Source organism: Roseomonas sp. KE0001 (assembly GCF_016107285.1).
Lineage (GTDB): Bacteria > Pseudomonadota > Alphaproteobacteria > Acetobacterales > Acetobacteraceae > Pseudoroseomonas.
Genome location: NZ_RCVQ01000002.1, coordinates 427,148 through 452,576 on the forward strand (window position 1 = coordinate 427,148; position 25,429 = coordinate 452,576).

At 74.0% G+C, this 25,429-nt stretch carries 26 protein-coding genes; 10 read left to right on the plus strand and 16 right to left on the minus strand.

Features of this window, described 5'->3' with window-relative positions; genetic code table 11:
• Positions 1 to 46: 46 nt before the first annotated feature.
• The 3 genes from D9598_RS05575 to D9598_RS05585 form a co-directional block, all read right to left on the minus strand.
• Positions 47 to 1,444, minus strand: a complete 1,398-nt coding sequence (locus tag D9598_RS05575) for an amidase family protein (protein WP_198365398.1) — start codon at positions 1,442 to 1,444, stop codon at positions 47 to 49.
• A gap of 72 nt (positions 1,445 to 1,516) precedes the next feature.
• The gene (locus D9598_RS05580; RefSeq protein WP_198365399.1) at positions 1,517 to 1,795 is read right to left on the minus strand and encodes a hypothetical protein; all 279 of its coding nucleotides are present in this window, start codon (positions 1,793 to 1,795) and stop codon (positions 1,517 to 1,519) included.
• 108 nt (positions 1,796 to 1,903) lie between these two features.
• Positions 1,904 to 2,497: a TlpA family protein disulfide reductase gene (locus D9598_RS05585; protein ID WP_198365400.1), complete on the minus strand. Its 594-nt coding sequence runs from the start codon at positions 2,495 to 2,497 to the stop codon at positions 1,904 to 1,906.
• A gap of 117 nt (positions 2,498 to 2,614) precedes the next feature.
• On the opposite strand from D9598_RS05585, the gene argH reads away from it, so the two are divergent.
• The gene (gene argH, locus D9598_RS05590; protein WP_232476973.1) at positions 2,615 to 3,943 is read left to right on the plus strand and encodes an argininosuccinate lyase; all 1,329 of its coding nucleotides are present in this window, start codon (positions 2,615 to 2,617) and stop codon (positions 3,941 to 3,943) included.
• A complete protein-coding gene (locus D9598_RS05595; protein ID WP_198365402.1) occupies positions 3,940 to 4,080 on the plus strand; it encodes a hypothetical protein in 141 nt (46 codons plus the stop codon). The genes argH and D9598_RS05595 overlap by 4 nt, the downstream gene beginning before the upstream one ends.
• Here the strand turns inward: D9598_RS05595 and D9598_RS05600 are convergent.
• From D9598_RS05600 to D9598_RS05610, 3 genes are all read right to left on the minus strand, one after another.
• Positions 4,046 to 5,002 (minus strand): formate/nitrite transporter family protein, encoded by a 957-nt coding sequence (locus D9598_RS05600; protein ID WP_198365403.1) that lies wholly within the window; start codon positions 5,000 to 5,002, stop codon positions 4,046 to 4,048. The genes D9598_RS05595 and D9598_RS05600 overlap by 35 nt on opposite strands.
• A gap of 70 nt (positions 5,003 to 5,072) precedes the next feature.
• Positions 5,073 to 5,609 (minus strand): 2'-5' RNA ligase family protein, encoded by a 537-nt coding sequence (locus D9598_RS05605; protein ID WP_198365404.1) that lies wholly within the window; start codon positions 5,607 to 5,609, stop codon positions 5,073 to 5,075.
• Between the two features lie 22 nt (positions 5,610 to 5,631).
• Complete coding sequence (locus D9598_RS05610; RefSeq protein ID WP_198365405.1) at positions 5,632 to 6,375, minus strand: sulfite exporter TauE/SafE family protein; 744 nt, start codon at positions 6,373 to 6,375, stop codon at positions 5,632 to 5,634.
• 89 nt (positions 6,376 to 6,464) lie between these two features.
• On the opposite strand from D9598_RS05610, the gene D9598_RS05615 reads away from it, so the two are divergent.
• Both D9598_RS05615 and D9598_RS05620 read left to right on the plus strand, forming a co-directional pair.
• The gene (locus D9598_RS05615) at positions 6,465 to 7,361 is read left to right on the plus strand and encodes a LysR substrate-binding domain-containing protein (protein WP_198365406.1); all 897 of its coding nucleotides are present in this window, start codon (positions 6,465 to 6,467) and stop codon (positions 7,359 to 7,361) included.
• A gap of 75 nt (positions 7,362 to 7,436) precedes the next feature.
• Positions 7,437 to 8,069, plus strand: a complete 633-nt coding sequence (locus D9598_RS05620; RefSeq protein ID WP_370591938.1) for a YceI family protein — start codon at positions 7,437 to 7,439, stop codon at positions 8,067 to 8,069.
• Positions 8,070 to 8,111: 42 nt separating this feature from the next.
• Here D9598_RS05620 and D9598_RS05625 read toward each other — a convergent pair whose 3' ends face one another.
• Genes D9598_RS05625 through D9598_RS05635 form a run of 3 tightly spaced genes read right to left on the minus strand, consistent with a single transcriptional unit; the run spans position 8,112 to position 10,970 of the window.
• Positions 8,112 to 8,999: a prephenate/arogenate dehydrogenase family protein gene (locus D9598_RS05625; protein ID WP_198365407.1), complete on the minus strand. Its 888-nt coding sequence runs from the start codon at positions 8,997 to 8,999 to the stop codon at positions 8,112 to 8,114.
• A gap of 5 nt (positions 9,000 to 9,004) precedes the next feature.
• Complete coding sequence (gene hisC, locus D9598_RS05630) at positions 9,005 to 10,093, minus strand: histidinol-phosphate transaminase (protein ID WP_198365408.1); 1,089 nt, start codon at positions 10,091 to 10,093, stop codon at positions 9,005 to 9,007.
• Positions 10,094 to 10,097: 4 nt separating this feature from the next.
• A complete protein-coding gene (locus D9598_RS05635) occupies positions 10,098 to 10,970 on the minus strand; it encodes a chorismate mutase (protein ID WP_198365409.1) in 873 nt (290 codons plus the stop codon).
• Positions 10,971 to 11,123: 153 nt separating this feature from the next.
• Here D9598_RS05635 and D9598_RS05640 point away from each other — a divergent pair, with 153 nt between their 5' ends.
• Positions 11,124 to 12,263, plus strand: a complete 1,140-nt coding sequence (locus tag D9598_RS05640; protein ID WP_232476917.1) for a homoserine O-acetyltransferase — start codon at positions 11,124 to 11,126, stop codon at positions 12,261 to 12,263.
• Between the two features lie 22 nt (positions 12,264 to 12,285).
• On the opposite strand, the gene D9598_RS05645 is transcribed toward D9598_RS05640, so the two are convergent.
• The 4 genes from D9598_RS05645 to D9598_RS05660 all read right to left on the minus strand — a co-directional run bounded on the left by D9598_RS05645 (position 12,286) and on the right by D9598_RS05660 (position 17,292).
• A complete protein-coding gene (locus tag D9598_RS05645) occupies positions 12,286 to 13,224 on the minus strand; it encodes a DUF5996 family protein (protein ID WP_198365411.1) in 939 nt (312 codons plus the stop codon).
• A gap of 55 nt (positions 13,225 to 13,279) precedes the next feature.
• Positions 13,280 to 15,592, minus strand: coding sequence for a xanthine dehydrogenase molybdopterin binding subunit (gene xdhB, locus D9598_RS05650; protein ID WP_198365412.1), 2,313 nt, complete (start codon positions 15,590 to 15,592; stop codon positions 13,280 to 13,282).
• The gene (locus D9598_RS05655) at positions 15,592 to 16,989 is read right to left on the minus strand and encodes an FAD binding domain-containing protein (protein ID WP_198365413.1); all 1,398 of its coding nucleotides are present in this window, start codon (positions 16,987 to 16,989) and stop codon (positions 15,592 to 15,594) included. The genes xdhB and D9598_RS05655 overlap by 1 nt, the downstream gene beginning before the upstream one ends.
• 132 nt (positions 16,990 to 17,121) lie before the next feature.
• Positions 17,122 to 17,292: a hypothetical protein gene (locus D9598_RS05660; RefSeq protein WP_198365414.1), complete on the minus strand. Its 171-nt coding sequence runs from the start codon at positions 17,290 to 17,292 to the stop codon at positions 17,122 to 17,124.
• A gap of 289 nt (positions 17,293 to 17,581) precedes the next feature.
• Here D9598_RS05660 and D9598_RS05665 point away from each other — a divergent pair, with 289 nt between their 5' ends.
• From D9598_RS05665 to arfB, 5 genes are all read left to right on the plus strand, one after another.
• A complete protein-coding gene (locus D9598_RS05665) occupies positions 17,582 to 19,618 on the plus strand; it encodes a hypothetical protein (RefSeq protein WP_232476918.1) in 2,037 nt (678 codons plus the stop codon).
• A gap of 63 nt (positions 19,619 to 19,681) precedes the next feature.
• Positions 19,682 to 20,575 carry a DUF2272 domain-containing protein gene (locus tag D9598_RS05670; RefSeq protein ID WP_198365416.1) on the plus strand — a complete coding sequence of 298 codons (894 nt, stop codon included), beginning with the start codon at positions 19,682 to 19,684 and terminating at the stop codon, positions 20,573 to 20,575.
• Entirely contained in the window at positions 20,572 to 21,684 is a 1,113-nt protein-coding gene (locus tag D9598_RS05675; RefSeq protein WP_198365417.1) for an NADH:flavin oxidoreductase/NADH oxidase, read from the plus strand. The genes D9598_RS05670 and D9598_RS05675 overlap by 4 nt, the downstream gene beginning before the upstream one ends.
• Positions 21,681 to 22,403: a class I SAM-dependent methyltransferase gene (locus D9598_RS20960; RefSeq protein ID WP_198365418.1), complete on the plus strand. Its 723-nt coding sequence runs from the start codon at positions 21,681 to 21,683 to the stop codon at positions 22,401 to 22,403. The genes D9598_RS05675 and D9598_RS20960 overlap by 4 nt, the downstream gene beginning before the upstream one ends.
• A 73-nt stretch (positions 22,404 to 22,476) precedes the next feature.
• On the plus strand, positions 22,477 to 22,896 hold the full coding sequence (gene arfB / locus D9598_RS05685; RefSeq protein ID WP_198365419.1) for an alternative ribosome rescue aminoacyl-tRNA hydrolase ArfB: 420 nt from the start codon (positions 22,477 to 22,479) through the stop codon (positions 22,894 to 22,896).
• Positions 22,897 to 22,909: 13 nt separating this feature from the next.
• On the opposite strand, the gene D9598_RS05690 is transcribed toward arfB, so the two are convergent.
• The 3 genes from D9598_RS05690 to D9598_RS05700 all read right to left on the minus strand — a co-directional run bounded on the left by D9598_RS05690 (position 22,910) and on the right by D9598_RS05700 (position 25,158).
• Positions 22,910 to 23,662: an ABC transporter ATP-binding protein gene (locus D9598_RS05690; protein ID WP_198365420.1), complete on the minus strand. Its 753-nt coding sequence runs from the start codon at positions 23,660 to 23,662 to the stop codon at positions 22,910 to 22,912.
• Between the two features lie 4 nt (positions 23,663 to 23,666).
• Positions 23,667 to 24,500, minus strand: coding sequence for an ABC transporter permease (locus tag D9598_RS05695; RefSeq protein ID WP_198365421.1), 834 nt, complete (start codon positions 24,498 to 24,500; stop codon positions 23,667 to 23,669).
• A gap of 88 nt (positions 24,501 to 24,588) precedes the next feature.
• Positions 24,589 to 25,158, minus strand: coding sequence for a glycine zipper 2TM domain-containing protein (locus tag D9598_RS05700; RefSeq protein ID WP_232476919.1), 570 nt, complete (start codon positions 25,156 to 25,158; stop codon positions 24,589 to 24,591).
• Between the last annotated feature and the right edge of the window lie 271 nt (positions 25,159 to 25,429).

Sequence of the window (25,429 nt, forward strand, 5' to 3'; positions counted from 1 at the left end):
CGCCGACGGTTCGGCCATCCGTTCCTGGGCCGGCGGCGCCGTTCCGTCAGGCCGTGGCGGGGTCGCAGGGCTCGACGCCGGGGCCGGCTGCCTCGATCGCCGCGCCGGCCGCCAGCAGCAGGTCCTCGCGGTAGCGCCCGGCGATCAGCTGCACGCCCATCGGCGCGCGCCCGCCGCTGGTGGCGACGGTGAGGCCGGGCAGCCCCATCAGCGGCAGCCCGACCTGCACGAGCTGCGCCTCCATCACCCGGTCGAAGGCGGCGGGGGATTCGATGTCCAGCAGGTCGGGGAAGGGCGGCTCGGCGCAGACCGGCAGCAGCAGCACCGGATAGTCCCGCAGGAAGAGCTGCCACTGCCGGGTGAAGCCGGCGCGGGCCTGCAGCGCGTCCTGGAAGGCGTCGAGGTCGGGCGCCGTGGCCAGGCGCTCCATCTGCGCCAGCACGAAGCGGGCGTCCGGATCGCCCTCGCGCTCATAGGCGGTGTTGCCGTTGCGGCGGGATTCGGCCAGCCAGAGCATGGCCTGCAGCCGCGCCGGTTCGCGCAGCGGCGGGCAGGCGGTCTCGACGATGCTCCAGCCCGCCGATTGCAGCCGCAGCGCCGCGTCGCGCAGCGCCTGCTCCACCTCGGGCTTCGTCGCCAGGCCTTCCGGGCGGATGCAGAGCGCGGCGCGCTTCGGCATGGGCGGCCCGTCCAGCGGCGCCGGCACCCACCAGGGGTCGCGCAGATCCTCGGCCGCCATGGCGGCGAGGGCGAGGCGGATATCGGCGATGGAGCGGGCCAGCGGGCCGGAGACCGCCATCAGCTGGGCGCCGATGGCGCGCTCGGCGCCGGAGGGGTTCCAGGCCGGGATCCGGCCCAGCGTCGGCCGCAGCCCGTGCACCCCGCAGGCATAGGCCGGGTAGCGGATCGAGCCGCCGATATCCGTGCCATGGCCGATGGCGCCGATGCCGGCCGCGACCGCGGCCCCGGCGCCGCCGGAAGAGCCGCCCGGCGTCAGTGCCGGATTGCGCGGGTTGCGCGTATGGCCATGCAGCGCGTTGCGGGTGAACCAGCGCAGCGAGAAGGCCGGCGTGTTGGTCCGCCCGATGATGACGGCGCCGGCGCGCCGGAGGTTGGCCACCACCGGATTGTCCTCGGTGGCGACCAGCTCCCGCTGGATGCGCAGACCATTGGTCGTCGCGTGGCCCTTCTGGTCGACATTCACCTTGATGGTGACCGGCACGCCGGCGAGCGGCCCCGCCGCCTCGCCGCGGGCCAATGCCGCATCCACCGCGTCGGCGGCCGCCAGGGCCTCCTCCGGCATTTCCTGCACCACGGCGTTGATGGCCGGATTGACGGCGGCGAGACGCGCCAGGGCGTCCTGCGCCACCTCTCGCGCCGAGATCTCCCGCGCCGCCACGCGCGCCGCGATCTGATGGGCCTCAAGGCGCCAAAGTTCCGTCATGCCAGCTCCCTCATCCATCCGGATCCGTCGGACGAGTGTCGCGCCGGGCGCGGCGGCCGTCGAGAGGGGCGCTCAGCCCTTGCGCGGCTTGCGGCGGCGCGGGGGCGGCGGGGCGATCCGCGGCGCGGCATCCTCCTCGCCGATGCTGGCCGGCTCCTCCTCCTCGAGGGCCAGCGGCTCCGCCGCGAGCGGCTGCGCCGGGCCGCGCACGGCGTCGAGGCAGTCGCGATACGCGGCCAGGATGCCGGCGGCATCGCGCGGCGCGTCCTCCGCCCGCAGCACGAGCTGCAGCAGGGCCAGCGCCACCGCCTCGCGACTGTCGCTTTCGATGACGATGCTCGGTCGGGGCATCCGGATCTCCTCTCGGCTGTTGCGCCACCGGCGAGGCTAGACCCTGGCCTCCGCCGGAAGAAGCGATGATCGGGGGGGGCCGCCGGGGCGACCCAGGGGCGCGCCCGGTCAGGTCGTGTCCTGGCCCTTCGCCAGGGCGCGCAGCCGCGCCAGGAAGGCCGGATGGTCCCAGGCGGCGGCGCCCTCCAGCCGCGCCACCTCCCGCCCCGCGCGGTCGACGATCAGGCTGGTCGGCAGGCCGCGCGAGCCGGCGGCGCGCGCCGCCGCGCCCTTGGGATCGAGCCAGACGCCGAGGCTGCGCACGCCGGTGCGCTGGTAGAAGGCCTCGACCTGGGCGCGGCCGCCCCGGTCGGAGGACAGCGCCAGCACCACCCAGCCCTCGGGGCCGAGCGCCTGCTGGGCGCGGTCCAGCGCCGGCATCTCGGCGACGCAGGGCGGGCACCAGGTGGCCCAGAAATTCACCAGCACCGCCTTGCCCCGGAAAGCATCGAGGCTGGTGGGCTGTTCCTGCGCGTCGGCGAAGTCGAGCGCGGGGGCGGGGCGGGGCGGGATGGCCTCCAGCTTGGCGAGGCCTTCGGGGGCCTCGCCGGCGGAGGGCTTCGGGCCCGGCGCCGCCGCAATCCCTTGCCGTGCCCGAAGCAGCGTGGTTAGGGTCGCCCCGGCCGCGAGCAGCGAGAGCAGAGGGCGGCGTCCGAGCAACACGAGGCAGATCCTTCCTTGTCCAGTTCCAATGGGTCCAGCTCCAGCGGGTCCAGTTCAGGCCGCAGCCAGGGCAATCAGCAGTGGGGGGGGCGCTACAGCGCCGGCCCCTCGGCCATCATGGAGGCGATCAATGCCTCCATCGGCTTCGACCGCAAGATGTGGCGGCAGGACATCCGCGGGAGCCTGGCCCATGCCGCCATGCTGCGCCATGTAGGGATCATCTCGGCCGATGACGAGGCCGCGATCAGGGAAGGCCTCTCCGGCATCGCCGCCGAGATCGAGGCGGGCGACTTCCCCTTCAGCGAGGCGCTGGAGGACATCCACATGAACATCGAGGCGCGGCTGACCGAGCGCATCGGCGAGGCCGGCAAGCGCCTGCACACCGCGCGCAGCCGCAACGACCAGGTGGCGCTCGATGTCCGCCTCTGGGTGCGCGACGCGATCGACGGCATCGACGGCCAGCTCGCCGACCTGATGCGCGCCCTCACGGAGCGCGCCGACGAGCATGCGGCGACGGTGATGCCGGGCTTCACCCACCTGCAGCCGGCGCAGCCCACCACCCTCGGCCACCACCTGCTGGCCTATGTCGAGATGCTGGGGCGCGACCGCTCCCGCCTCGGCGACTGCCGCGCGCGGATGAACGAGAGCCCGCTGGGCTCGGCCGCGCTCTGCGGCACCGGCTTCGCCATCGACCGCCACATGACCGCCGCCGCGCTGGGCTTCGACGGGCCGATGCGCAACAGCCTGGACGCCGTGGCGAGCCGCGACTTCGCGCTGGAATTCCTCGCCGTCCTGGCGATCTGCGCGACGCACCTCTCCCGCTTCGCGGAGGAGATCGTGCTCTGGACGAACCCCTATTTCGGCTTCGTCAAGCTGTCCGACGCCTACACCACCGGCTCCTCGATCATGCCGCAGAAGCGCAACCCGGACGCCGCCGAGCTGGTGCGCGCCAAGGTCGGCCGCGTCTCCGGCGCGCTGATCGGGCTGCTGACGGTGATGAAGGGCCTGCCGATGACCTATGGCAAGGACATGCAGGAGGACAAGGAGGGCCTGTTCGACGCGGCCGAGACCATGGCGCTGGCGCTCGCCGCGACCGCCGGCATGGTGCGCGACATGAAGGCGGACGGCCCCCGGCTGCGCGAGGCCGCCGGCGCCGGCTTCTCCACCGCGACCGATCTCGCCGACTGGCTGGTGCGCGAGCTGCGCCTGCCGTTCCGCGACGCGCACCACGTCACCGGCCGCCTGGTGGCACGAGCGGAGGCGCGGGACGTGGACCTCTCCGGCCTGTCGCTGGAGGAGCTGCAGGCCGAGGAGCCGCGCATCCATGGCGGCGTCTTCCATGTGCTGAGCGTCGAGGCCTCGGTCGCCTCGCGCACCTCCTATGGCGGCACGGCGCCGGTCAATGTCCGGCGCATGGCGGCCGAATGGCGGGAGCGGCTGGCATGAGGCGGGCTCTCCCGGCGCTGCTGGCGCTGGCGCTGCTGCTGCCGCTGCTCGCCGCCTGCGGCCGGCCCGGCCCGGTGCGGCCACCGGGGCCGCCGGACCAGATCACCCATCCGCGGGCTTATCCGAGTACGAAGTAGGCCGCCGCCGGGAGGCCGGGTGCGCCCTGGCCTCCCTGTCCGGCATCTCCTGCCAGACCTGGACATGGGCGAGCAGGGCGAAGAGGGCCGAGCCGCCGATGACATTGCCGGCGAGGAAGGGCAGCAGGTAGGTGGCCGCGCCGTGCAGCAGGCCGATCCGGCCCTCGAAGACCAGCAGGAAGATCTCCACCGAGCCGGCCACCACATGGGACAGCTCGAACAGGGCGATCAGGTAGGTGATCAGCACGATCGCCCAGAAGCGCGCCGCCTCGGCCAGCGGCAGCATCCAGACCAGCAGGGCCATCATCCAGCCGGAGAGGACGGCGCGCAGGAAGGCCTGCCACGGCGTCACCTCGATCATGTGCTCGGAGATCGCCTGCGCTCCCTTGGACACGAAGCCGGGCAGGAAGCCCTCGGTGGCCAGCACCCCGGCGAAGATGGCGGTGCCGGCCAGATTGGCCACCAGCACCACGGACCAGTTGCGCGCCAGGGCGCCCAGGGACTTGCGCGTCGGATGCGCCAGCACCGGCAGCACCGCCGTCAGGGTGATCTCGGTGAACAGCTGCTGCCGCGCCAGGATGACGATCAGGAAGCCGACCGTGTAGCCCAGGCTCTCGACCAGCGGCCGCCAGGGCGCCTCGGGGAGCAGCGCGTGCAGCGTGCCCTCGGTGGTGATGGAGATGCCGATGGAGAGGCCGGCGGCGAGGCCCGACCACCAGAGCCCCTGCCAGGGGCGGCCCAGCTCCTCGACGCCCTCCTGCCGCACCACCTCGTAGATGGCCAGCGGGCGGAGCTTGGCATGCTCCTCGACCTCCTCCTCCTCGTCGGGCGTCAGCGGCCCGCCGCTGCTCTCGATCTCGGCATCGGACTTCGCGTCCGCCCGGTCCTGGTCGGCCTGGGGGCGGAGGGTGGGTTCGGTCATGGGGGATCTCGCGGAGCTTCCCGCAGCTAGCGCGGGCGCGGCCATCCGGGTTGCAGGCGCATGCCGGCCCTCAGCCCGCGCCGGGTGCCGGCGGCGGTGCCGTGAAGGGGAACCGCCCGCCCGCCTCCCACGGCCCGCCGCGATAGTGCCAGAGCAGCAGCGCCTGCGCCGTTCCTTCCCATGGCGGCAGGCTCTGCCGCAGCGTCTCGAGAAGGGCGCGGGCCGCCTCGGGCGTGACCTTGTTCTGCACCGTCGCATGCAGGCGGAAGCCCTGGCGGTCCTGCGCGCCGAGCCAGGGCCGCCAGGCTTCCGCCAGCCCGGCGCGAAGGCGGTGCAGCGGCGCGCTCTCCACGGCGATGGCGGTGCCACGCCCCAGGCTGCGCGGGCCGGTGAAGGCCAGGGGCAGGACCGGCGTCGCCGCGGCCACGGCCGCGAGCCGGGCGGTGATCGCTTCGAGCGCCTCGCCGGGGAGCGCGTGGAACAGGGTGAGATGCGCCGGGGTCCGGTTGCGCGCGGGCGGGAAATGCCTCCGCCGCAGGGCCTCCAGCCGGGCGAGGCTGGTGGCGTCGGGTTCCAGGCTCAGGATCAGCGGTGCCGGTTCGGTCATGCCCTCCAGATGGGAAGGCGCCTCAGCCTGGCCAGGCGAGATGCAGGCCCAGTGCCAGCAGGCCGAGGAAGAACAGCCGGCGGAACAGCCGGGGCGAGAGGGCCAGCCGCCGCCCCGCGACCATGCCGAGCAGGGTGGGCGGCACCGCCAGGGCCGAGCCGATCAGCGCGTCGCCGCCGAGCCCCGCGCCGCCGGCCAGGCTGCCCGCCAGGGCCAGGGTGGCGGCGGTGAAGCAGAGGCCCATCGCCTGCAGCAACTCGGCGCGCTCCAGGCGCAGCGCCTGCAGATAGGGTACCGCCGGCATCACGAAGACACCCGTGGCGGCGGTGATGACGCCGGTGACGAGCCCGGCCAGCCCGCCACCCCAGCCCTGGTGGCGCAGCGGCAGGGCGAGGCTCCGCTCGGCCAGGCCGAACAGGCCGTAGAGGATCAGCGCCAGCCCCAGGACCAGCCGGGCCTGGGCCGCGTCGGCCTGGCCCAGCCCGATGCCGAGGGCGACGCCGAGGGCGGTGCCGGCCAGGATGCCGGCCAGCAGCGGTGCCAGCCGACGCAGCAGGGCGCCCAGCGCGCCGCCGGAGGCGGCCTGCCAGAGATTCGTCAGGAGCGAAGGCAGGAGGAGGAGCGAGGCCGCCTGGGCCGGCGGCAGGAACAGGCCGAGCAGGCCGATGGCGACCGTCGGCAGGCCGAGGCCGATGACGCCCTTCACCATGCCGGCCAGGAAGAAGCAGAGGCCGATGGCCGTCCAGAGCAGGATCTCGGTGTTCATGCGGGGCAGCTTGCGCCGCCAGCCGGGGCGCGCACAATGCGAGGCTGGGCAAGGCAGTCTTCGCCCATGACGAAGGCAGGGCCCGGCCTATGCATTTCGACCTGACCGATCTGCGCCTGTTCCGCGCCGTGGCCGAGGCGGGCAGCATCACCGCCGGGGCGGCCCGCAGCCACCTCGCCCTGGCGGCCGCCAGCGCCCGCATCCGGGGCATGGAGGAACAGGCCGGCCTGCGCCTGCTGGAGCGGGGCCGGCGCGGCACCCGCCCGACCGCCGCCGGCCTGACCCTGCTGCAGCATGCGCGGCAGGTGCTGGACCAGATGGCACGGCTGCGCGGCGAGCTGGCCGAGCATGCCGGGGGCGCGCGGGGGCTGGTGCGGCTCTGGGCCAATGGCGCGGCCTGCGGCGAGATCCTGCCGCGCGTCCTGCCCGGCTTCCTGGCGGCCCATCCCCGCATCGACATCGATCTGCGCGAGCGGCCGAGCCCGGCCATCCTGGCGGCGCTGATGGCCGGCGAGGCGGATCTCGGCATCGCCGCCGACTGGGCGCTGCCGGGGGTCGAGGGGCTGGACTCCGCGCCCTTCCGGGGCGACCGGCTGGTGGTGATCCTGCCGCGCGGCCACGCGCTGGCGCGGCGGCGCGGCCTGCGGCTGGCCGAGCTGCTGGGCGAGGACTTCATCGGCCTCGGCGCCGAGAGCGCGCTGCAGGCGCACCTGGCCTGGCAGGCGGCGGCGCGGCTCGGCGGGCACCTCAGGCTGCGCGTCAGCCTGGGCGGCAGCGATCCGGTCTGCCGCATGGTCGCAGCCGGCGCCGGCATCGCCATCCTGCCGCGGAGCGCGGCGCTGCGGCACGCGCGCAGCCTCGCCATGGTCCGGCTGGCCGAGGACTGGGCGGTGCGCGAGCTCAGGCTGTGCTGGCGGCAGGACGGCGCGCCGAGCCCGCAGGCGCAGCGGCTGCGCGAGCATCTGGCGGCCGGCGTCGATGGTTGATTCCCGCGGCGCCGTCGCCACCTCGGGCCGAGGCGGGGCGTGGCGCCCCGCCGGAATCATGCCGGGAAGCATGCCGTGAACAAGATTCTTTCGGCCGGGCTGCTGCTTGCCGCCCTCGCCGCCTCGCCGCTGGCTCTCTCGCCCCTGGTGGCGCAGCCGGCCGCGTCCTTCAACCGCGACCCCGCCGCCGTCCGCGCCGGCACCTATGTCCTGGATTCCGATCACGGCAAGATCACCTGGACGGTCGATCACTTCGGGCTCTCCCGCTACAGCGGGCAGCTGACCGAGGTGCGGGGCGAGCTGACGCTCGATCCGGCGGCGCTGGAGCGCTCCAGCCTTCGCGTCACCATCCCGATGGGCAAGGGCGGCACCCTGCATGAGGGGCTCGACCATCATCTGCGCGGCGCCGATTTCTTCGATGTGGAGCGCCACCCCGAGGCGCGCTTCGTCTCGACGCGGATCGAGCGCACCGGCGAGCGCACGGCGCGCATCACCGGCGATCTGACGCTGCGCGGCGTCACGCGGCCGGTCAGCTTCGAGGCGGTGTTCAACGCGGCCGGCGTGCACCCGGTGAGCCAGCGCTACACCATCGGCTTCGACGGCCGCGCCACGCTGCAACGGTCGCAGTTCGGCGTCGACTACGTCATCCCGGCGGTGAGCGACACGGTGGAGCTGCATCTGGAAGGCGAGTTCCAGATCGTCGAATGAGCCGACCCGGCAGGTCCGGGGGCGCCGCGCCGCCCGGGCCGGTCAGGCCTGCTTCATCTCGATCAGGCTGCGGCGGATCTTGCGGCCGCGCCGGATGCGGTCCTCGATGAACTCCGTCTCGTTCCAGCGCACGGCGCGGCCCAGGGCGTGGGCATCCTCCGAGAAGCGCGCCAGCATCTCCAGCAGCGCCTCGCGGTTGTTGACGAAGATGTCGCGCCACATGTCCACGTCGCTGGAGGCGATGCGGGTGAAGTCCCGGAAGCCGGAGGCGGCGAACTTCAGCACCTGGCCACGCGTCTCCTGCGCCAGATCGTCCGCCGTGGAGCAGATGGTGAAGGCGATCAGGTGCGGCAGGTGCGAGACGATGGCCACGACCTTGTCATGCGTGGCCGCGTCCATGCTCTCCAGCATGGCGCCGGCGCGGCGCCAGAGCTCGGCCACCTTCTCCACCGCCTCCGTATCGGTGCCGGGCGGCGGTGTCAGGATGACGTAGCGGCCCTCGAACAGGGTGGCGAAGCCGGCATCGGGGCCGGAATGCTCGGTGCCGGCCATCGGGTGGCCGGGCACGAGATGCACGCCGTCGGGCAGCAGCGGCTGCAGGTCGCGCAGCACCGAGCCCTTGGTCGAGCCGGTGTCGGTCAGCACGCAGCCGGGCTCGAGATGCGGCGCGATCTGCGCCATCAGCCCGGCGAAGCTGCCGACCGGGGTGCAGAGGATCACCGCGTCGCAGCCGCGCACGGCGGCGGCCGCGTCCACCTCGACCACATCGGCGAGGCCCAGCTCGCGCACCCTTGCGGCGACGCCGACGCCGTGGTCGCAGGCGACGATCTCGGCGGCGATGTCGCCCCGCTCGCGGGCCAGCCGCGCGATGGACGAGCCGATCAGCCCGAGCCCGATCAGGCAGAGGCGGCGGAACAGGGGGGCGGCCATGCCGCTTATCCGGCCGCCAGCGCGTCGATGACCATCTGGCACTCCTCGGCGGTGCCGATGGTGATGCGCAGGCAGCGCGGCAGGCCGTATCCGCCCATGCCGCGCACGATCAGCCCGCGCGCCTTGAGCCTCTCATCCGCCGCCCGCGCCGCCTCGGGCGCGCCGAAGTCGCAGAGGATGAAGTTGGTCTGGCTCGGCCAGACGTCGATGCCCGCGCCGCGCAGCGCCGCGCTCATCCGCTCGCGCCATGCGCTGTTGTGCGCGACGCTCCGTTCCACCCAGCCCGGCTCCGCCAGCGCGGCGACGGCGGCGGCCTGGCTGGCGGCGGCGACGTTGAAGGGCCCGCGCGCGCGGTTCAGCACGTCGATGATGTCGGCGGGCGCGTAGCCCCAGCCGACGCGCATGCCGCCCAGGCCGAAGATCTTGCTGAAGGTGCGCAGCATGATGGTGTTGCCGGCGGCATCCACCAGCGCCTCGCCGGGATCGTAGCCGGGGGCGGTGACGTATTCGGCATAGGCGCTGTCGAGCACCAGCAGGATGTCGTCGCGCAGGCCGGCGCGCAGCCGCGCCAGCTCGGCATCCGGCAGCAGCGTGCCGGTCGGGTTGTTCGGGTTGGTCAGGAAGACGAGGCGGGTGCGCGGGCCCACGGCGGCCAGGATGCCGTCGATATCGGCCTGCATCCCGCCGCCCTCCGCCGGCACCTCGGCCACCTTCAGCACCCGCGCACCCGAGGCGCGGCCGGTGATGTCGTACATCATGAAGCCATAGGCCGACATGATGACCTCGCTGCCCTCGCCGGCATAGGCGAGGCAGAGCAGGGTGATCAGCTCGTCCGAGCCGTTGCCGCAGACGATGCGCGCGGGGTCGAGGCCGAAGCGGGCGCCGATCGCCTCGCGCAGCGCGCGGGCATTGCCGTCCGGGTAGCGGTGCGCCTCGCGCGCGGCGCGCGCGATGGCCTCGATGGCGCCGGGCGGCGGACCGAAGGCGCCCTCGTTGGAGGAGAGCTTGATGATCCGGTTGACCCCCGGGATCTTCGACTCGCCGCCGACATAGGGTTCGATCGACAGGATGGCGGGGCGCGGCGGCACGGTCATCGGCTCATTCTTCCGGCTCGGGCTCGGCATAGGCGCCGAGGATCTGCAGATGGGGGAAGGGCAGGGCGGCGAGGCGCGGATCGCCCGCCTCCAGGAAGCCCTCGACCACGGCCAGCATGGCCGGCTCCGGCTGCTCGCGCCACAGCAGGGCCAGCGGCGGAAGGCCGGCGGCCTCCAGCGCGGCCCCGAGGGCGGCGACGGCATGGTCGCGCGGCTGGCCGGGCACCGGCACGAGGCGCAGCAGGCTGTGGTCGCGCCCCGTCGGCTCCGGCGGCAGGGCGGCCACGACACAGGCGCCCGGCGCGGCGCCGGCGGCCAGGAAGGGCAGGGCGGCGACCACCTGCAGGCGGGGGGCCTGCATCCGGGTCCACCAGGCCGCCTCGGCCGGCTCCTCCTCGCGCGGGACCGGCAGCACCGCCAGGCTGGCCTCGCCCCGCTCCAGCGCGGCCAGGGCGAGGCAGGGGGTGGGATGGGGACGCAGCGGCGTGAGCCCGCCGAAATGGCCGCGCGCCAGCCCGGCCAGCGCCTCTCCGGGCGCCACGGCCACCGAGAAGGGACCCTGCTGCGCCAGGGAGGCGGCAATGATCTCGCGCCAGACCCGCAGCACCACTGTCCGCCGCAGGGCGCCGCGGTTGCGGGCCAGCAGGCGGCGCAGGATCGCCGCCTCGCGCCCCGGGCGGAAGATGGCGCCGCCGCCCTTCGCCCGCCCGCCGGCCATCTCCGCCACCAGATCGGCGCGGCGCATCAGCAGATCGTGCAGGGCATCGTCGAGGGTGTCGATCCGGGCGCGCAGCGTGGCGAGGTCCGTCGCCGCGGGCGGCGCGGAGGAGGCCGGGAGCGGCGCGGCGGGCGGCGGTTCGGCGGTCGGATCACGCATCGGCCGCCAGCAATAGAGCCCCCCCGCCCCGCCGCCAAGCCGGAAGCCATCCGGCCCCGCTGGAGCCGGCGGCGGGATCGGGCATGATGGACCTGAGGCGCCCGCCATCTTATTGCTTGCGGCATCATGAGTCAGGCGCAGCCGATCCCTTCGATGCCCGCCGCCCCCGGCGCTTCCGTGGCGCACCGCCATGTCCGCTTCCCCGAGGGGCTGGCGCTCGACTGCGGGGCGGTCGTCGCCCCCATGGACGTGGCCTACCGCACCTATGGCCGGCTCAACGCCGCACGCAGCAATGCCGTGCTGGTCTGCCATGCCCTGACCGGGGACCAGTACCTGGCCGAGCGGCAGCCGCTGACCGGCAAGCCCGGCTGGTGGGAGGCGATCGTCGGGCCCGGCCGGCCGATCGACACCGATCGCTACTTCGTCATCTGCGCCAATGTGCTGGGCGGCTGCATGGGCTCGACCGGGCCGCGCAGCCCGCGCGACGGGACGGAGGATGGCGAGCCCTGGGGCATCGACTTCCCGCCCGTCACCATCCGCGACATGGTGCGCGCGCAGCGGCTGCTGGTCGGGCATCTCGGCATCGACCGGCTGCTGGCCGTGGTCGGCGGCTCGATGGGCGGCATGCAGTGCCTGGAATGGGCGGCGACCTTCCCGGAGATGGTGCACGCGGCGGCGCCGATCGCGACGGCGACGCACCACAGCGCGCAGAACATCGCCTTCCACGAGGTCGGCCGCGCCGCCATCCATTCCGACCCGGACTGGCGGGGCGGCCGCTACTGGGAGGATGGGCGGATCCCGGCCAAGGGCCTCTCCGTCGCGCGCATGGTGGCGCATATCACCTATCTCTCGGAGCAGGCGCTGACGCGGAAGTTCGGCCGCCGGCTGCGCGGCGCCTCGGCGCTGAACTTCCTCGAGGATGTCTTCGAGGTGGAGAGCTACCTCCGCCACCAGGGCAGCACCTTCGTCCGCCGCTTCGACGCCAACAGCTACCTCACCATCACCCGGGCGATGGACTATTTCGACCTCGCCGCCGAGCATGGCGGGGATCTGGCCGCCGCCTTCCGCGGCACCCGCACGCGCTTCTTCGTGGCGAGCTTCAGCTCCGACTGGCTCTTCCCCACCAGCGAGAGCCGGCAGCTGGTCCGGGCGCTGAACGCGGCGGCGGCCAATGTCTCCTTCATCGAGATCGACTCCGACAAGGGCCACGACGCCTTCCTGCTCGACGAGCCGGAATTCCACGCGGCGCTCGGCGGTTTCCTGCGCGGGGCGGCGCGGAAGCTGGTACTCTGAGCGCTCTCCCCAGCCGGAACCCTCAGACCGGACGCGGCCGGCCGGGCCGGCCCATGGCGCAGTCGAGCGCGGCCCGGTCCCACCGGCCGAGATCGGCCGCCGCGGCATAGCTGCTCTCCAGGAATTCGAGCAGCAGCGCCGCCGGGTCGGCGGCCTGGCGCACCGCCTCGTAGGGCAGCAGGAACTCGCCGAGCCCGGTGTCGAAGCGCGCCGTCGCCGGCCGCACGGCCGCCGCAGCGAAACCCTCCGGCGCGGGATAGGCGTAGGAATAGAAGGCCGGCTCCTCCACCCCGCCGCCGCCCGGCCAGAAGCCGGCGGAGGAGACCTGGTGGCTGTAGGCCTCGCGCGTCACCGGGTCGGGCAGGCCGGGCACCCCGCCCGGATGCGGCGGCGCGGCGCGGCCGGAGAAGCGCGTCACCGCCAGGTCGAAGCTGCCCCAGAAGAGATGCACCGGGCTGACCTTGCCGAGGAAGCCGGTGCGGAACTGCCGGAACACATGGCTGACCGAGAGCAGGGCCCGGTGGAAGCGCGCCACCGCGGCGGCGTCGTAGGGGCGGGGCGCGGTGTCCTCGGTGAAGCGGACGGGATCGGGAACCTCATTCGGGATGCCATGGAACTGCGCCGTGCCGCCAAGGTAGCGCAGCATCTCCAGCAGCCGGGCATGGAACGCCGCGACCGACATCGGCCCCAGCGCGAAGCGCGCCTCCCGCCCGTCCGCCGCCTGGCCCCAGGCGGCATGGCCGGTCAGGTCCAGCCCCAGGGTGATGCCGCCGGGCCCGTCCGGCACCGGGCCGGTGGTGAGGCCGCGTGTCTCCGGATAGAGGGTGGCGTGCCAGGAATGGTTGACCCAGGGCGCATGGGCGAGCCGGTACTTGCCGAGGACCTGGCAGTAGAGGTGAAGCGCGGCGCAGGTCTCGCGCCAGGACGCATAGGGGATCTCGGGCCAGTTGTCGTCCGACATGGTGCCGCCTCCTGTTGCCGGGGCAGGCTGGATGTCCGGAGGGGTGGCTGTCCATTCACGGCTGCCTGACCTGCGCCCCCCTCCGCAGCGCCGCCAGCACGCGCTCCGGCGTCGCCGGCAGGTCGAGCCGTGGCGTTTCGCCGAGTGGCGAGACCGCATCGCGCAGCGCGTTCCAGACGCAGGTCGCCAGCAGCAGCGGCGGCTCCCCCACCGCCTTGGAGCGGAAGATGGTGTTGGCCCGCGCCGGACTGTCCTCCAGCAGCCGCAGGTGGAAGGCCTTCGGCATCTCGCGCGAGCCGGGGATCTTGTAGGTGGAGGGGCCCAGGGTGCGGAGCCGCCCCGCCGCGTCCCACCACAGCTCCTCGCAGGTCAGCCAGCCCATCCCCTGCAGGAAGGCCCCCTCGATCTGCCCGCGGTCGATGGCCGGGTTCAGCGAGCGTCCGCAATCCTGCACGAGATCGGCGCGGGTGACGCGGTACTCGCCGGTGAGGGTATCGACCAGCACCTCGGCGAAGGCGGCGCCGTAGGAGAAGTAGAAGAAGGGCTCGCCGCGCATCGCCACCGGGTCCCAGTGGATGTCGGGCGTCCTGTAGAAGCCGGTGGCCGAGAGGCTGACGCGCTGCGCCCAGCACTGCTGCGCCAGCTCGCCGAAGTCCATGGCGTGGTTGCCGGCGGTGACGCGGCCATCGGCGAAGCGCAGCGCCGCCGCCTCCACCTTCCACAGCGCGGCGGCGACGGCGGCCATGCGGGCGCGGATGGCGGAGGCCGCCTGATGCGCCGCCCAGCCGTTCAGGTCGGAGCCGGTGCTGGCGGCGGTGGGCGCGGTGTTGGGCACTTCGGCGGTGGAGGTGGCGGTGATGCGGATGCGCTCCACCTCGACGCCGAACACCTCGGCCACCACCTGGGCGATCTTGATGAACAGGCCCTGGCCCATCTCGGTGCCGCCATGGTTCAGGCGGATCGAGCCATCGGTGTAGACATGCACCAGCGCGCCCGCCTGGTTCATCGCCATGATGCCGAAGGAAATGCCGAAGGCGAGCGCGAAGCCGCCGAGGCCCCGGCGGAGCGTCGGATGGGCGGCGTTGAAGGCATCGATCTCCGCACGGCGCGCCTCCCAGTCCGCGTCGCGCCGCGCCTCGGCCCAGACGCGGCGGATGAGGTCGCCCTCCAGCGCCTGGCCATAGGGGGTCTCAGCGCCATTCGGCCCGCCGGCGAAGTTCCGTTCTCGCAACGAATCGACCGGGACGCCCAGCGCGCGGGCGGCGCCGTGCAGCACGTCCTCCATCAGTAGCGCGCCCTGCGGCCCGCCGAAGCCGCGGAAGGCGGTGTTGCTGACGGTGTTGGTCCTGCAGGCGAGGCCGGTGATCCGCACCGCCGGCACGTCATAGGCGTTCAGCGCATGGGTCACGGCGCGGAAGATGACGCCGCCCGAGAGATCCAGGCTGTGCCCGCCATCGGCGGCCAGCGTCGCGTCCAGCGCGAGGACGCGGCCCCGCGCGTCGATCCCGGCCCGCCAGCGGTAGAGGAAGGGATGGCGCTTGCCGGTCGCCGCCATGTCGGCGCGGCGGGAGAGGCGCAGCTTCACCGGCCGCCCGGTCAGCCGGGCCGCCAGGGCGGCGGCGGCGGCGATCCAGGAGGCGTTGCTCTCCTTGCCGCCGAAGCCGCCGCCCATGCGCCGGCACTGCACCGTGATCCGGTTGTAGTCGCAGCCCAGCACGCGGGCCGCGATGTGCTGCACCTCGGTCGGGTGCTGGGTGGAGGAATGCAGGAGGAGATCGCCATCCTCGCCGGGGATGGCGAGCGCGATCTGACCTTCCAGGTAGAAATGCTCCTGCCCGCCGCAGCGGAACTCGCCCTGGATGCGGCGCGGCGCGGCGGCCAGGGCCTCCTCCCAGTCGCCGCGCGCGATCACCTGGGGCGGCATCAGCAGCGCCCCTTCCTCCAGCGCCGCCTCGATGGAGAGGATGGGCGGCAACTCCGCGATCTCCGGCCGCAGCGCGGCGGCGCCGGCCAGGGCCGCGTCGCGCGTGGTCGCGACCACCAGGGCCAGCGGCTGGCCCCAATGCGCCACATGGCCCGTGGCGAAGAGCACCTCCGCCGCCTTGCCGCTGGGCGAGATGTCGTTGCGTCCCGGCACCTCAGCCGGCCCGAAGGCGGCGACCACCCCCGGCACGGCGCGGGCCGGGGCCAGGTCGAGCGGCGCCAGACTTCCATGCGCCACCGGGGAGAGGGCCAGGGCGGCGTGCAGCAGGCCAGGGGGCTCGGGCAGGTCGTCGAGGAACCGGGCCTCGCCGGTGGCGTGGCGCAGCGCGCTGTCCTGGCGCAGCGCGGCGCCCATGCCGGTCCGGCTCGGGGGCGGGGTGTCCATCAGCCTTGCACCTCGAGCATCAGGTCGGGCCGGGCGGCGCGCCAGTAGAGCCGCCGCAACAGGCCCTGCGCGCCCCGCATCCGGTACGCCGCGCTGCCGCGCCAGTCGTCGCGCGGCGTGAGGTCGCGCGCCAGGGCGGCGGCGGCGGCCTCGAAGCTGGCCTCGGCCAGCGGCGCGGCAACCAGCGCGGCCTCGGCGGCGGGGGCGTGGGTGGCGGTGGCGGCCATGCCCCCGAAGGCCAGCCGCGCCCCGTCGATGACACCCTCCCCGAGCCGTAGCAGGAAGGCGGCGGAGACGGCGGAGATGTCCTGGTCGTGCCGCCTGGAGAGCTTCTCGCAGGCCAGGATCGCGCCGGCGGGCGGGCGGGGCAGGTCGATGGCGGCGATGATCTCGTCCGGCGCCAGGGCGGTCCGGCGATAGCCGGTGAGGAAATCCGCCACCGGCAGGCGCCGCTCGCCGCGGGCGGCGGAGGCCAGCACCAGCTCCGCGCCGAGGGCCAGCATCGGCGGCAGGGCGTCGCCGATCGGCGAGGCGGTGCCGAGATTGCCGCCCAGCGTGCCCATGCCGCGGATCTGCCGCGAGCCGAGGCGGCGGAGATAGGCGGCGAGCGGCGCCAGATCGGGCAGGGGCGCGATGGCCTTCAGCAGCCGGGCATAGGTGACGCCGGCGCCGATGCGCAGCCGGCCGGGATGCACCGCCAGCGCCTGCAGCTCCGCCACTCCGGAGAGGCCGAGGATGCGCCCCGGCCTTTCCCGGTGTTCGGAGACGCGCAGGCCGAGGTCGGTGCCGCCGGCCAGCAGCCAGGCCTCCGGGTGAGCGGCACGCAGCGCCAGGGCCTCGGCCAGGCTGGCCGGGCGGTGGAAGACCTGGCCGGGCGCGATGAACTCGGCGCTTTCCACGGGGGGCGGGGAGGGCGGCGGCGCCCCGTCATCGGTGAGGGATTCGAGCACCGCCAGGATCGGCCGGTAGCCGGTGCAGCGGCAGAGATTGCCGGCCAGCGCCTCATCGGCCGCCCCGCCCTCCCGCGCATGGGCCCAGGCGGACATGACGATGCCGGGGGTGCAGAAGCCGCATTGCGTGGCGTCGCCCTCCGCCATGGCGCGCTGCACCGGATGCGGCGCCGCGCCCCCGCCCAGCCCCTCGACCGTGCGGATCGCCCGGCCATGCATCTGCCCGAGCAGGGCCAGGCAGGCATTGACCGGGATGCGGCTGCCATCCGCCTCCTCGAGCACCACGGTGCAGGCGCCGCAATCGCCCTCGGCGCAGCCTTCCTTGGTGCCGGGCAGCCCCGCGCCGTCAGGGGCGCGCAACCAGTCCAGCAGGGTGAGGCCGGGGGGCGTGGCGGGCGGCAGGCGGCGAGGTTCGCCGTTGAGGAGGAAGGCGATGCATCCGGTCATGCCCGGAGCGAAGCAAAAGCCGGGCCGGCCCGTCTAAGGAAAACGGAAGGGCCGGGGCCTGCGCGGCCCGGGCAGCAAAAAGCCCGGCTGGGGGGCCGGGCTTCGGGGACGACCGCCGTCAGGGCGCGCCGCTTACCAGCGGCCGTAGGAGCCGAGGCTCAGGCTGTTGCGCTCGCCCCAGCTGTTCCACTGGCTGAAGCTGGAGGCGGTGTCGGCACGGAAGGCATCCTCGCGCAGCCGCTCGTTGATCGGGGCGGTCTTGCGGGCGTCGGTCTCGGCGATGGTCTGCTTGCGATCGAACATGCTGGCCTCCTTGCTGCAGACATAATTGGGGCAAGCCGCCGCCACATTCCAGCCTTAATCCCGCCCGAACGCCATTTTTGCGCCGTATTCACGCGGCTGTGACACCGTGGACGGGGAGAAAGGCCTTTTGGAACAAAGGCATGGTGGTGTCCCGCCTTGCGGCCGAATTATGGCTAAGCCTACGGAGATGGCCGGGCGCCCCTTTATGTGCCACGAGATTGCAACCTGAGGCGGATGATTTCTGATTCGACTCGCTCACCGCGTGCGTTCGCCGCAAAGCTTGCCTATCATGCGCCGCCGCCGATCGATGGAGCCGGAACTGCCAATGGCCGAATTGCTGCGTGAGCCCGAGCGCGACCGCCTGATCGCCTTCATGGAGCGCCGCCTGCTGCGGGCCGCGCCCCTGGACGGGCTTGCCGTGCCGGCGCTGCGGGAGACGCACCTGCCCTTTCCCACCTCCGAATGGTGCTGGACCGCCGACAGCGCCGCCGCGGTGGAACTGCTGGCGCAGCCGGAACTGCGGCGCAAATGGGGCCATCTGGCCGATGACCTGACGGAGTTCCTCCTCGCCATGGGCCGCGGGGAGCTGCTGCTGCGCCGCCTGGCGCCCCCGGAATGCGTGGTGCAGCAGGACGACCCGCGCGACTTCCTGATCCTGACCGGTACCCACAGCTTCCAGGGCGATCTCTCGCGCGGCCTGGTGCGGCAGTCGGTGCGCGGCGGCCCGGCGCAGCGCGAGCTGCGCCACACGGGGCATCTCGTCGAGTTCCGCCTCGGCCGGCAGCGGCACTGCCTGGATGTGGAGGACAGCATCGTCGAGCACGGGTTGCTGACCCGCCCCGATGGCGCCGTCCTGTTCCACGAGAGCCTGCTCAAGGTGCCGGCCGGCCTGCTGCGCCGGTCGGAGAGCGTGGTCGGCCGGCTGCGCTACGAATACAGCATCAGCGCCACGGACCCGCGCCTGATGCTCGCCGTCACGCTGCGCGCGGAGCCGGGCGTCAGCCTGTCCGACATCCGCCTGACCACCGCGCTCGACGAACTCTCCGGCGAGGCGCGACGGCCGATCCGGCAGGTGGTGCTGGGCGACGCCGCCGGTGCCGCGCTGCGCACCGCGCCACTGCCCGAGGACGGCCTGGTCACCTTGGCGGAGGGCGCGGTCGGCCTCATCAGCATGGTCGAGGAGGCGCCTCCCGGCACCGCCAACGGCATCCACCTGCACCCGCTGGCGCCCGATGCGGTGTTCAGCGTCAAGGCGCAGGCCCGGAGCGGCCGCCTGCACTGGCTGCTGACCCGTCACGCCGTGCCGCGCCTGGAGGAGGGGCAGGCCTTCACGCTGCGCGAGGCGCGGCTGATCACCGCCGGCACGCAGCCGGGCGCCACCGCCGCCTATGCCGCCATGCTGCACGATCCCGGCCTGCTCGGCGGGCGCGACCCGGGGCTCACCGCCGATGTCGGCACGGCGCTGAACGCGATGGCGACGCAGATCCTCCACGCCCGGCACGGCAGCTACGAGCCGCCGCTGCCGCCCGGGCGCCTGGCGGCGATGCAGGCCTGGTACGACCGCCACCTCACCGCCTTCTTCGCCGGCCTCGGCGGCCATGGCGCGGCGGCGGACCCGGCGCGCGGCTACCTGCGCGCCCTGGCCTTCGCCCTGGTCTCGCTGGACACCATGCAGCGCGCCACGGGCGATGGCCGCTACACCGCCCTGATCGAGCGTGGCCTGGCGCTGATGCTGCCGCTGCAGCGCCCCGACGAGGATGGCGGCGCCTTCGCCGATCTCGGGCAGATGCCCTATCTGGACTGCCACGCCGCCGCGATGCTGGCGCTGGCCCGGCTGCTGCCCCAGCGCCCCGATCCGGTCCTGCAGACGGCGCTGCGGCGCGCCATCGCCGCGCTCCGCCTCGGCAGCGTCGATGTCGCGCTGGGCGAGGGGCGGCGGCACAACCTCGACACGCCCTTCGTGCGCGGCCGGCTCCCCGGAGGCGGGGGCGGGGGGGCGGCGCCGGGGCCGTGGGAGGATGATGGCGGCTTCTGGTCCTTCAAGCTCGGCCTGCTGATGCGGGCGCTGAGCGCCGCGCGGCTGGCGCGCGAGGCCGGCGCCCTGCCGCTGGAGACGGCCGAGCTGCAGCGCCTGCAGACGCTGTACGAGGCGAGCTTCCGCGCCCTGCGCGGCCGGGTGCGGGATCACCAGGGCTGCCTCGAGGTGCTGACCAGCCCGCTGGCCGGGGAGGGCAATGCCGCCACCCAGCCGGTGGTGATGCTCGGCCTGCTCGCGCCCGATGCCGCCATCCTCGGCATCGGCACGCGCCGTCCCGTACCGGCCTGAGGGCCGAGGAAGGGGGGGCGGGGCTTCCCAGCCACCCCCGGTGCGGCCCATAGGCTCCGCCTCATGCCGTCACACCGCTCACCGAGTCTCCTGCCGCTGCTGGCCTTCCTGCTGGCCCTGGCGGGTTGCGCCACCCCGCCCGCCGCACCGCCGCGCGAGGCACCGCTCTCCTATCCGCCGAGCGTGCGGGAGCGCATCCTGCGCATCGCCGAGGCGGAGTGGCGGGACTGGGGCGGCATCGTCCTGGAGGCCGAGGCCCAGGCCGCCACCCCGCGCGAGGAGGACCACCCCACCCCCGGCGCCGCGCGCCCCGCCGAGAGCGACCCGCTGAACTTCCCGCGCGTCCTGGCCTATTGGCGCGCCGTGGACGACGCGGAGGCGGCCGGCGCCGTCGCCCGCAACCGGGCGCGCTACGCCACCCTGCTGGCGGCGCCCGGCGCGCCCTCCGGCCTCTGGTCCGAGCCCGCATGGTCGGCGGCCTTCATCAGCCATGTCATGCGGAGCGCCGGGCTCGACCGCCGCGAGTTCCCACCCTCCGCCGCGCATGCCTTCTACATTGACGCCCTGCTGGCCGACGCCATGGCCTTCCCCGGACACGCGCCCTTCCTGCCGCGGGACTGGGCGGCCTATGCGCCACGGCCGGGCGACCTGGTCTGCGCCGACCGCTCGGCGCGGCCGCTGCCGGACTGGCGCGCGCGCCTCCCCGAGGCCGGCCGCTTCCGCCCCATGCATTGCGACATCGTGCTCGCCGCCGGGCCGGGAGAGGTCGCGGCGGTCGGTGGCAATGTGCGCGACGCGGTGACCCTGTCACGCTTCCCGGCCGATGCGGCGGGGCGGCTGTTGGCGCGGCGGGGCGGGGGGCCTACATGGTTTGCCGTCTTCGAGAACCGACTGGGGCGCCTGCCCCCCTGGAATGCCATCCCGGCCCTCGCCGCCAACCGGAGTTCCGCCTGGTGACCGATCTTTTCGAGCCTCTCGCCCTGCGCGGCGTCACGCTGCGCAACCGCATCGGTGTCGCGCCCATGTGCCAGTATTCCTGCGCGCCGGACGGGCTGCCGACGGAGTGGCACCTGGCGCATCTGCACAGCCGCGCCATCGGTGGCGCCGGGCTGGTGATCACCGAGGCGACGGCGGTCGCGCCGGAGGGGCGCATCACCCCGGCCGATCTGGGCCTCTGGAGCGACGGGCACCTTCCCGGCCATGCCCGGCTGGCCCGCGCCATCGCCTCGACCGGCGCGGTGCCGGCCATCCAGCTCGCCCATGCCGGGCGCAAGGCCAGCTCCGCCGCGCCCTGGATCGGCGGCATGGCGCGCGAGCATGGCTGGCAGGCGCTCGGTCCCAGCGCCCTGGCCATGCCGGGGATGGACACGCCGCGCGCCATGACCGAGGCGGATATCCACCGCGTCATCGAGGACTTCGCCGCCACGGCGCGGCGCGCCATCGCCGCCGGCTACCGGCTGATCGAGATCCACGCGGCGCATGGCTATCTGCTGCACAGCTTTCTCTCGCCGCTCTCCAACCAGCGCAATGACGGCTGGGGCGGCGATTTCGCCGGCCGCACCCGGCTGCTGCGCGAGGTGGTCTCGGTGGTGCGCGCCGCCATCCCGGACGAGGTGCCGCTGGCCGTCCGCTTCTCCCACACCGACTGGATCGAGGGCGGCTGGAGCACGGAGGAGACCGTGGCGCTGGCGCGCGAGCTGAAGGCGGCGGGCGTCGACCTCGCCGACGTCTCCTCCGGCGGCGTGCTGCCGGCCGAGATCCCGATGGGCCCGGGCTACCAGGTGCCGGGTGCCGCGGCCGTGCGCGCCGGCACCGGGATCGTCACCGCGGCGGTCGGCCTGATCACCGAGCCGCAGCAGGCCCAGGCGATCCTGGACGAGGGCAAGGCGGACCTGATCCTGCTGGCGCGCGAGCTGTTGCGCGACCCCTACTGGCCGATGCGCGCCGCCGCCACGCTGGGCCGGATGGAGGCGATGCAGATGCCGCCGCAGTACGACCGCGCCTGGAACAGCCGCAACAAGACGCGGATCGACCTCGCCGTGGCGGAGCCGCTGCCGCCGCTGTGACGGCACCCGGGGACAGCGCGTCGCTGGCCGGGCGGCCGGAGGCGGTGGCCGCCGCCCTGCCCGGGCTGATCGGCCGCGTCGCCGCGCGCTATGCCGGCGCCTCGCGCTACAGCCGGGGCTTCGTGCCGCGCAAGCTGCGCCACGATCCGGCGACCGCCGCCATCCTGGCGCGCGCCGCCGCGGTGGGCGGCTTCGGCGCCGTCACCGATCTCGGCTGCGGCCGCGGGCAGCTCACCCTGCTGCTGCTGGAGGCCGGGCTGGCGCGCAGGGCGGTGGGGCTCGACCTGCTGGCGGACCAGGTGGCGGAGGCAGGCGCCGCCGCCGCCGGCCTGCCGGCCCGCTTCCTGGCCGGCGACCTGGCCCGGCCGGAGGTCCAGGCGGCCCTGCCCGGCGCCGACACGGTGATGATCATCGACGTGCTCTACCTGCTGCCACCCGCCGCGCAGCTCGCCCTGCTGCGGCGGGCCATGCCGATGGCGGGCCAGCGGCTGGTGCTGCGCGTCTTCGATCCCGAGCGCGGCTGGCGCAGCCGCTTCGGCCGGGGGATGGAGCGGGTGAACGCGCTGCTGCGCGGCGAGCCGCGCGCGCTGGTGGCGCCGCTGCCGCTCGGCGCGCTGGAGGCGGTGCTGGACGAGGGGGACTTCGCCGTCACGCGGCAGCCCTGCTGGGGCGGGCTGCCCTTGCCGAATGTGCTGCTGCTGGCTGAAAAGCGGGCTTGAGGCGGCGGGCCGCTCCGGGGCAAAGGAGAGGCCGCGCCGCCCCCAGCTCCCAGCCCCCCCCGGACCCCGGACGATGATCGAGATCCCGCCCCGTATCGTCATCGCCGAGGAGGAGCTGCGGGAGAGCTTCGTCCGCGCGTCCGGGCCGGGCGGGCAGAACGTCAACAAGGTCTCCACCGCCGTGCGGCTCAGCCTCGATGTCCTGGCCTCGCCCGGCATCCCGCCGGCGGTGAAGGACCGGCTGGCGCGGCTGGCCGGGCGGCGGATGACGCCGGCCGGGCTGCTGGTGATCGCGGCGCAGCGCTTCCGCTCGCTGGAGCAGAACCGGCAGGATGCGCGGGAGCGGCTGATCGCCCTGCTGCGCGAGGCGGCGGTGCCGCCGGCGCCGCGCGTCGCCACCCGCGTCTCGCGCACCCAGAAGCGCAAGCGCGTGGAGGAGAAGAAGGTGCGGGCGGGCGTGAAGCAGATGCGGGCGCGGCCGGCCCCGGAGTGAGCCGGCCCTCCGCTCAGGCCACCGGGTCCGCGGCCGCGACGGGTCCCAGCACCTCGTCCACCGTGCCATCGGCGACGATACGGCCGGATTCGAGCCGGATCACGCGGCTGCACCAGCGGCGCACCACGCCCATGTCGTGCGTGGCGATCACCAGGATGTCGGCCCCCTCCACCAGGCGGGTGAGCCGCGCCTCCGCCTTGCGCATGAAGTCGGCGTCGCCGGCCATGAACCACTCGTCCATCAGCAGGATCTGCGGCGTGATGGCGGTCGCCATGGCGAAGGCGAGGCGGATGTTCATGCCGGCGGAATAGCCGCGCGTCGGCACGTCGAGGAACTCGCCGAGGCCGGAGAACTCGGCGGCATCGGCCTCCAGGGCGGCGATGCCGGCCTCGTCCATGCCCCGGTAGAGGCCGCGCAGGCGGATGTTCTCGCGTCCCGTGCTGTCGGAATCCATGCCGGCGGCGGGGTCGATCAGCGAGCCGATCTCGCCCTCGACGGAGAGTTGCCCCGCCACCGGCTCATAGATGCCGGCGATGGTGCGGAGCAGGGTGGTCTTGCCGGCGCCATTGGTGCCGATCAGCGCCACGCGCTCGCCGCGGGTGATCTCGAAGTTGAGGTCGCTCAGCGCCGAGACGACGACGCGGTTCGATTCGTCGGTCTTGACCCGGATGGCGGCCTTGGCCAGCAGCCGCTTCTTCAGGCTGCGGGCGGCGAGGTGATAGAGCGGGAATTCGATGCGCAGGCCGCGCGCGGAGATATTCGCCACCGGATCAGACCCAGAATGCCACGCGGTTGCGGAAACGGACGAAGAAGACGAGGGCGATCGCGGCCAGGACCGAGGAATAGATCAGCGCGGCGACCCAGGTCATCAGCGTGCCGCCGCCCTCGACCAGCGGGCCGCGCAGCATCTCGAGCAGCGTGTAGAAGGGGTTCAGCGGCAGCCAGACCGCCTTGTCGCCGAGCGATTCCGGCTTCCAGATCACCGGCGTCATGAAGAAGGCGAGCTGCATGAAGTTGGTGACGATCGGCCCGATGTCGCGGAAGCGGGCGCAGATCATGCCGAGGAAGAGCGTGATGGTGAAGGCGTTCAAGGCCAGCACGGCGAGGCCCGGCACCACCAGCAGCAACTCCCAGCCCGGCCAGTGGCCGACCAGCAGGAAGACCACCAGGATCAGCGGCAGGCTGTGCGCCGCCGTCACCGCGTTGCGGAAGACGCAGCGGAGCACATGGGTGGTCAGGGGCAGGCGGAGCTGGCGGATCACCGCCTCGGCGCTGCTGAGGCTGGTCGTCGCGTCTCCCACCAGCGTCGCCAGGGCCTGCCAGGTGACCAGGCTGGCCGCGAGGTGCGGCAGGTAGTTGCCGAGCGCGATGCCGAAGAGCTGCGAGTAGAGCAGGCCGAGGCCGAGCAGCATGGCGGCGGTCGAGAGCGTCACCCAGAAGGGGCCGATCACCGAGCCGCGGTAGCGGTTGCGCAGGTCCAGCCGGGCCAGGGCCCAGGCCAGGCGCCAGGCGGCGAAGCCGTCGCGCAGATCGGCCATGGCCCGCCCCGCCCGGTCCGGCCGGTTGGCGTCGATATGATAGGTGGGGGAGACCGCGTGCTGCATGGCCGCGGCTCTATACACCGCAAGGCGGGCCGACCGCCATCCCGGGTCGCCGGGACGGCGGTCGCCGCCACGATCCTGCTTCGGCGCCTTACTTCGGCCCGCCGTAGCTCGCGCCCATGGCGCTGGCCGGCGGCGGGAAGGCGCCCGGGGGCGGGCCGCCGGCGGCGCGGGAGAGGCGGGTGCGGTCGCCGCGCGCGATCACAACACGGTCATTGACCTGCAGCCCTTCCTCGTTGGTCTGGACCACGGAGATGTCGCCGCCCTGATCCTCGCGGACGAAGAACTCGACCGCGTTGCCGCCGCTGACGCCGCTGCCGATGGCGTTGCCGGCGAGGCCGCCCAGCACGGCGCCGCCGAGGCCCGCCAGAGCATTGGAGCGCCAGTCGCCGCCGATGAAGCTGCCGGCCACGCCGCCGGCGACGGCGCCGGCCGCCGTGCCGATGCCCGAGCCGCTCCCCTGCACATGCACGGGCCGCATGCCGATGATGGTGCCGAAGGACACGGACGCCGCGCGTCCCATGGAGGCGCTGGAGAAGCTCGAGCCGGACTGCTGCGGGGCGCAGGCGGAGACGGCGCCGCCGATCAGCAGCGCGGCGATCCCGGCGCGGAGCACGGGGCGGGCAGCCAGAGCGCGGAGGAAGTGATGAGGCGCGGCCATGTGATCTTTCCTGACGAATCGAGGGACATCGGCGCACCGCCGCCGCGACGGCGGGCCTGCGGCGGGCCGGAGAAGCAGGCCGCGCCGCCGGGCGAGACATGGCGCTTTTCGCGCGATCTTGCCAGAGGGGTTGCCAGAGGGCTTGCCATGGGGCTTGCCGAGCCGGAGGCAGGGCTGCAGGCCGGCGGAAGGGCGGCCATCGCCTCCGGGCGCGGAAGGACGGCGCAGACGAGGCTTGCGCTAGCCTCCTGTATCCTTTAGCGGTTTGCGC

What these genes read in the sequence shown, in the direction of transcription:
- D9598_RS05575 (WP_198365398.1), bottom strand. Translation starts at nt 1,444, where the DNA reads ATGACGGAACTTTGGCGCCTTGAGGCCCATCAGATCGCGGCGCGCGTG.
- D9598_RS05580 (WP_198365399.1), bottom strand. Translation starts at nt 1,795, where the DNA reads ATGCCCCGACCGAGCATCGTCATCGAAAGCGACAGTCGCGAGGCGGTG.
- argH (WP_232476973.1), top strand. Translation starts at nt 2,615, where the DNA reads ATGGAGGCGATCAATGCCTCCATCGGCTTCGACCGCAAGATGTGGCGG.
- D9598_RS05595 (WP_198365402.1), top strand. Translation starts at nt 3,940, where the DNA reads ATGAGGCGGGCTCTCCCGGCGCTGCTGGCGCTGGCGCTGCTGCTGCCG.
- D9598_RS05600 (WP_198365403.1), bottom strand. Translation starts at nt 5,002, where the DNA reads ATGACCGAACCCACCCTCCGCCCCCAGGCCGACCAGGACCGGGCGGAC.
- D9598_RS05605 (WP_198365404.1), bottom strand. Translation starts at nt 5,609, where the DNA reads ATGACCGAACCGGCACCGCTGATCCTGAGCCTGGAACCCGACGCCACC.
- D9598_RS05610 (WP_198365405.1), bottom strand. Translation starts at nt 6,375, where the DNA reads ATGAACACCGAGATCCTGCTCTGGACGGCCATCGGCCTCTGCTTCTTC.
- D9598_RS05615 (WP_198365406.1), top strand. Translation starts at nt 6,465, where the DNA reads ATGCATTTCGACCTGACCGATCTGCGCCTGTTCCGCGCCGTGGCCGAG.
- D9598_RS05625 (WP_198365407.1), bottom strand. Translation starts at nt 8,999, where the DNA reads ATGGCCGCCCCCCTGTTCCGCCGCCTCTGCCTGATCGGGCTCGGGCTG.
- hisC (WP_198365408.1), bottom strand. Translation starts at nt 10,093, where the DNA reads ATGACCGTGCCGCCGCGCCCCGCCATCCTGTCGATCGAACCCTATGTC.
- D9598_RS05635 (WP_198365409.1), bottom strand. Translation starts at nt 10,970, where the DNA reads ATGCGTGATCCGACCGCCGAACCGCCGCCCGCCGCGCCGCTCCCGGCC.
- D9598_RS05640 (WP_232476917.1), top strand. Translation starts at nt 11,124, where the DNA reads ATGCCCGCCGCCCCCGGCGCTTCCGTGGCGCACCGCCATGTCCGCTTC.
- D9598_RS05645 (WP_198365411.1), bottom strand. Translation starts at nt 13,224, where the DNA reads ATGTCGGACGACAACTGGCCCGAGATCCCCTATGCGTCCTGGCGCGAG.
- xdhB (WP_198365412.1), bottom strand. Translation starts at nt 15,592, where the DNA reads ATGGACACCCCGCCCCCGAGCCGGACCGGCATGGGCGCCGCGCTGCGC.
- D9598_RS05655 (WP_198365413.1), bottom strand. Translation starts at nt 16,989, where the DNA reads ATGACCGGATGCATCGCCTTCCTCCTCAACGGCGAACCTCGCCGCCTG.
- D9598_RS05660 (WP_198365414.1), bottom strand. Translation starts at nt 17,292, where the DNA reads ATGTTCGATCGCAAGCAGACCATCGCCGAGACCGACGCCCGCAAGACC.
- D9598_RS05665 (WP_232476918.1), top strand. Translation starts at nt 17,582, where the DNA reads ATGCGCCGCCGCCGATCGATGGAGCCGGAACTGCCAATGGCCGAATTG.
- D9598_RS05670 (WP_198365416.1), top strand. Translation starts at nt 19,682, where the DNA reads ATGCCGTCACACCGCTCACCGAGTCTCCTGCCGCTGCTGGCCTTCCTG.
- arfB (WP_198365419.1), top strand. Translation starts at nt 22,477, where the DNA reads ATGATCGAGATCCCGCCCCGTATCGTCATCGCCGAGGAGGAGCTGCGG.
- D9598_RS05695 (WP_198365421.1), bottom strand. Translation starts at nt 24,500, where the DNA reads ATGCAGCACGCGGTCTCCCCCACCTATCATATCGACGCCAACCGGCCG.
- D9598_RS05700 (WP_232476919.1), bottom strand. Translation starts at nt 25,158, where the DNA reads ATGGCCGCGCCTCATCACTTCCTCCGCGCTCTGGCTGCCCGCCCCGTG.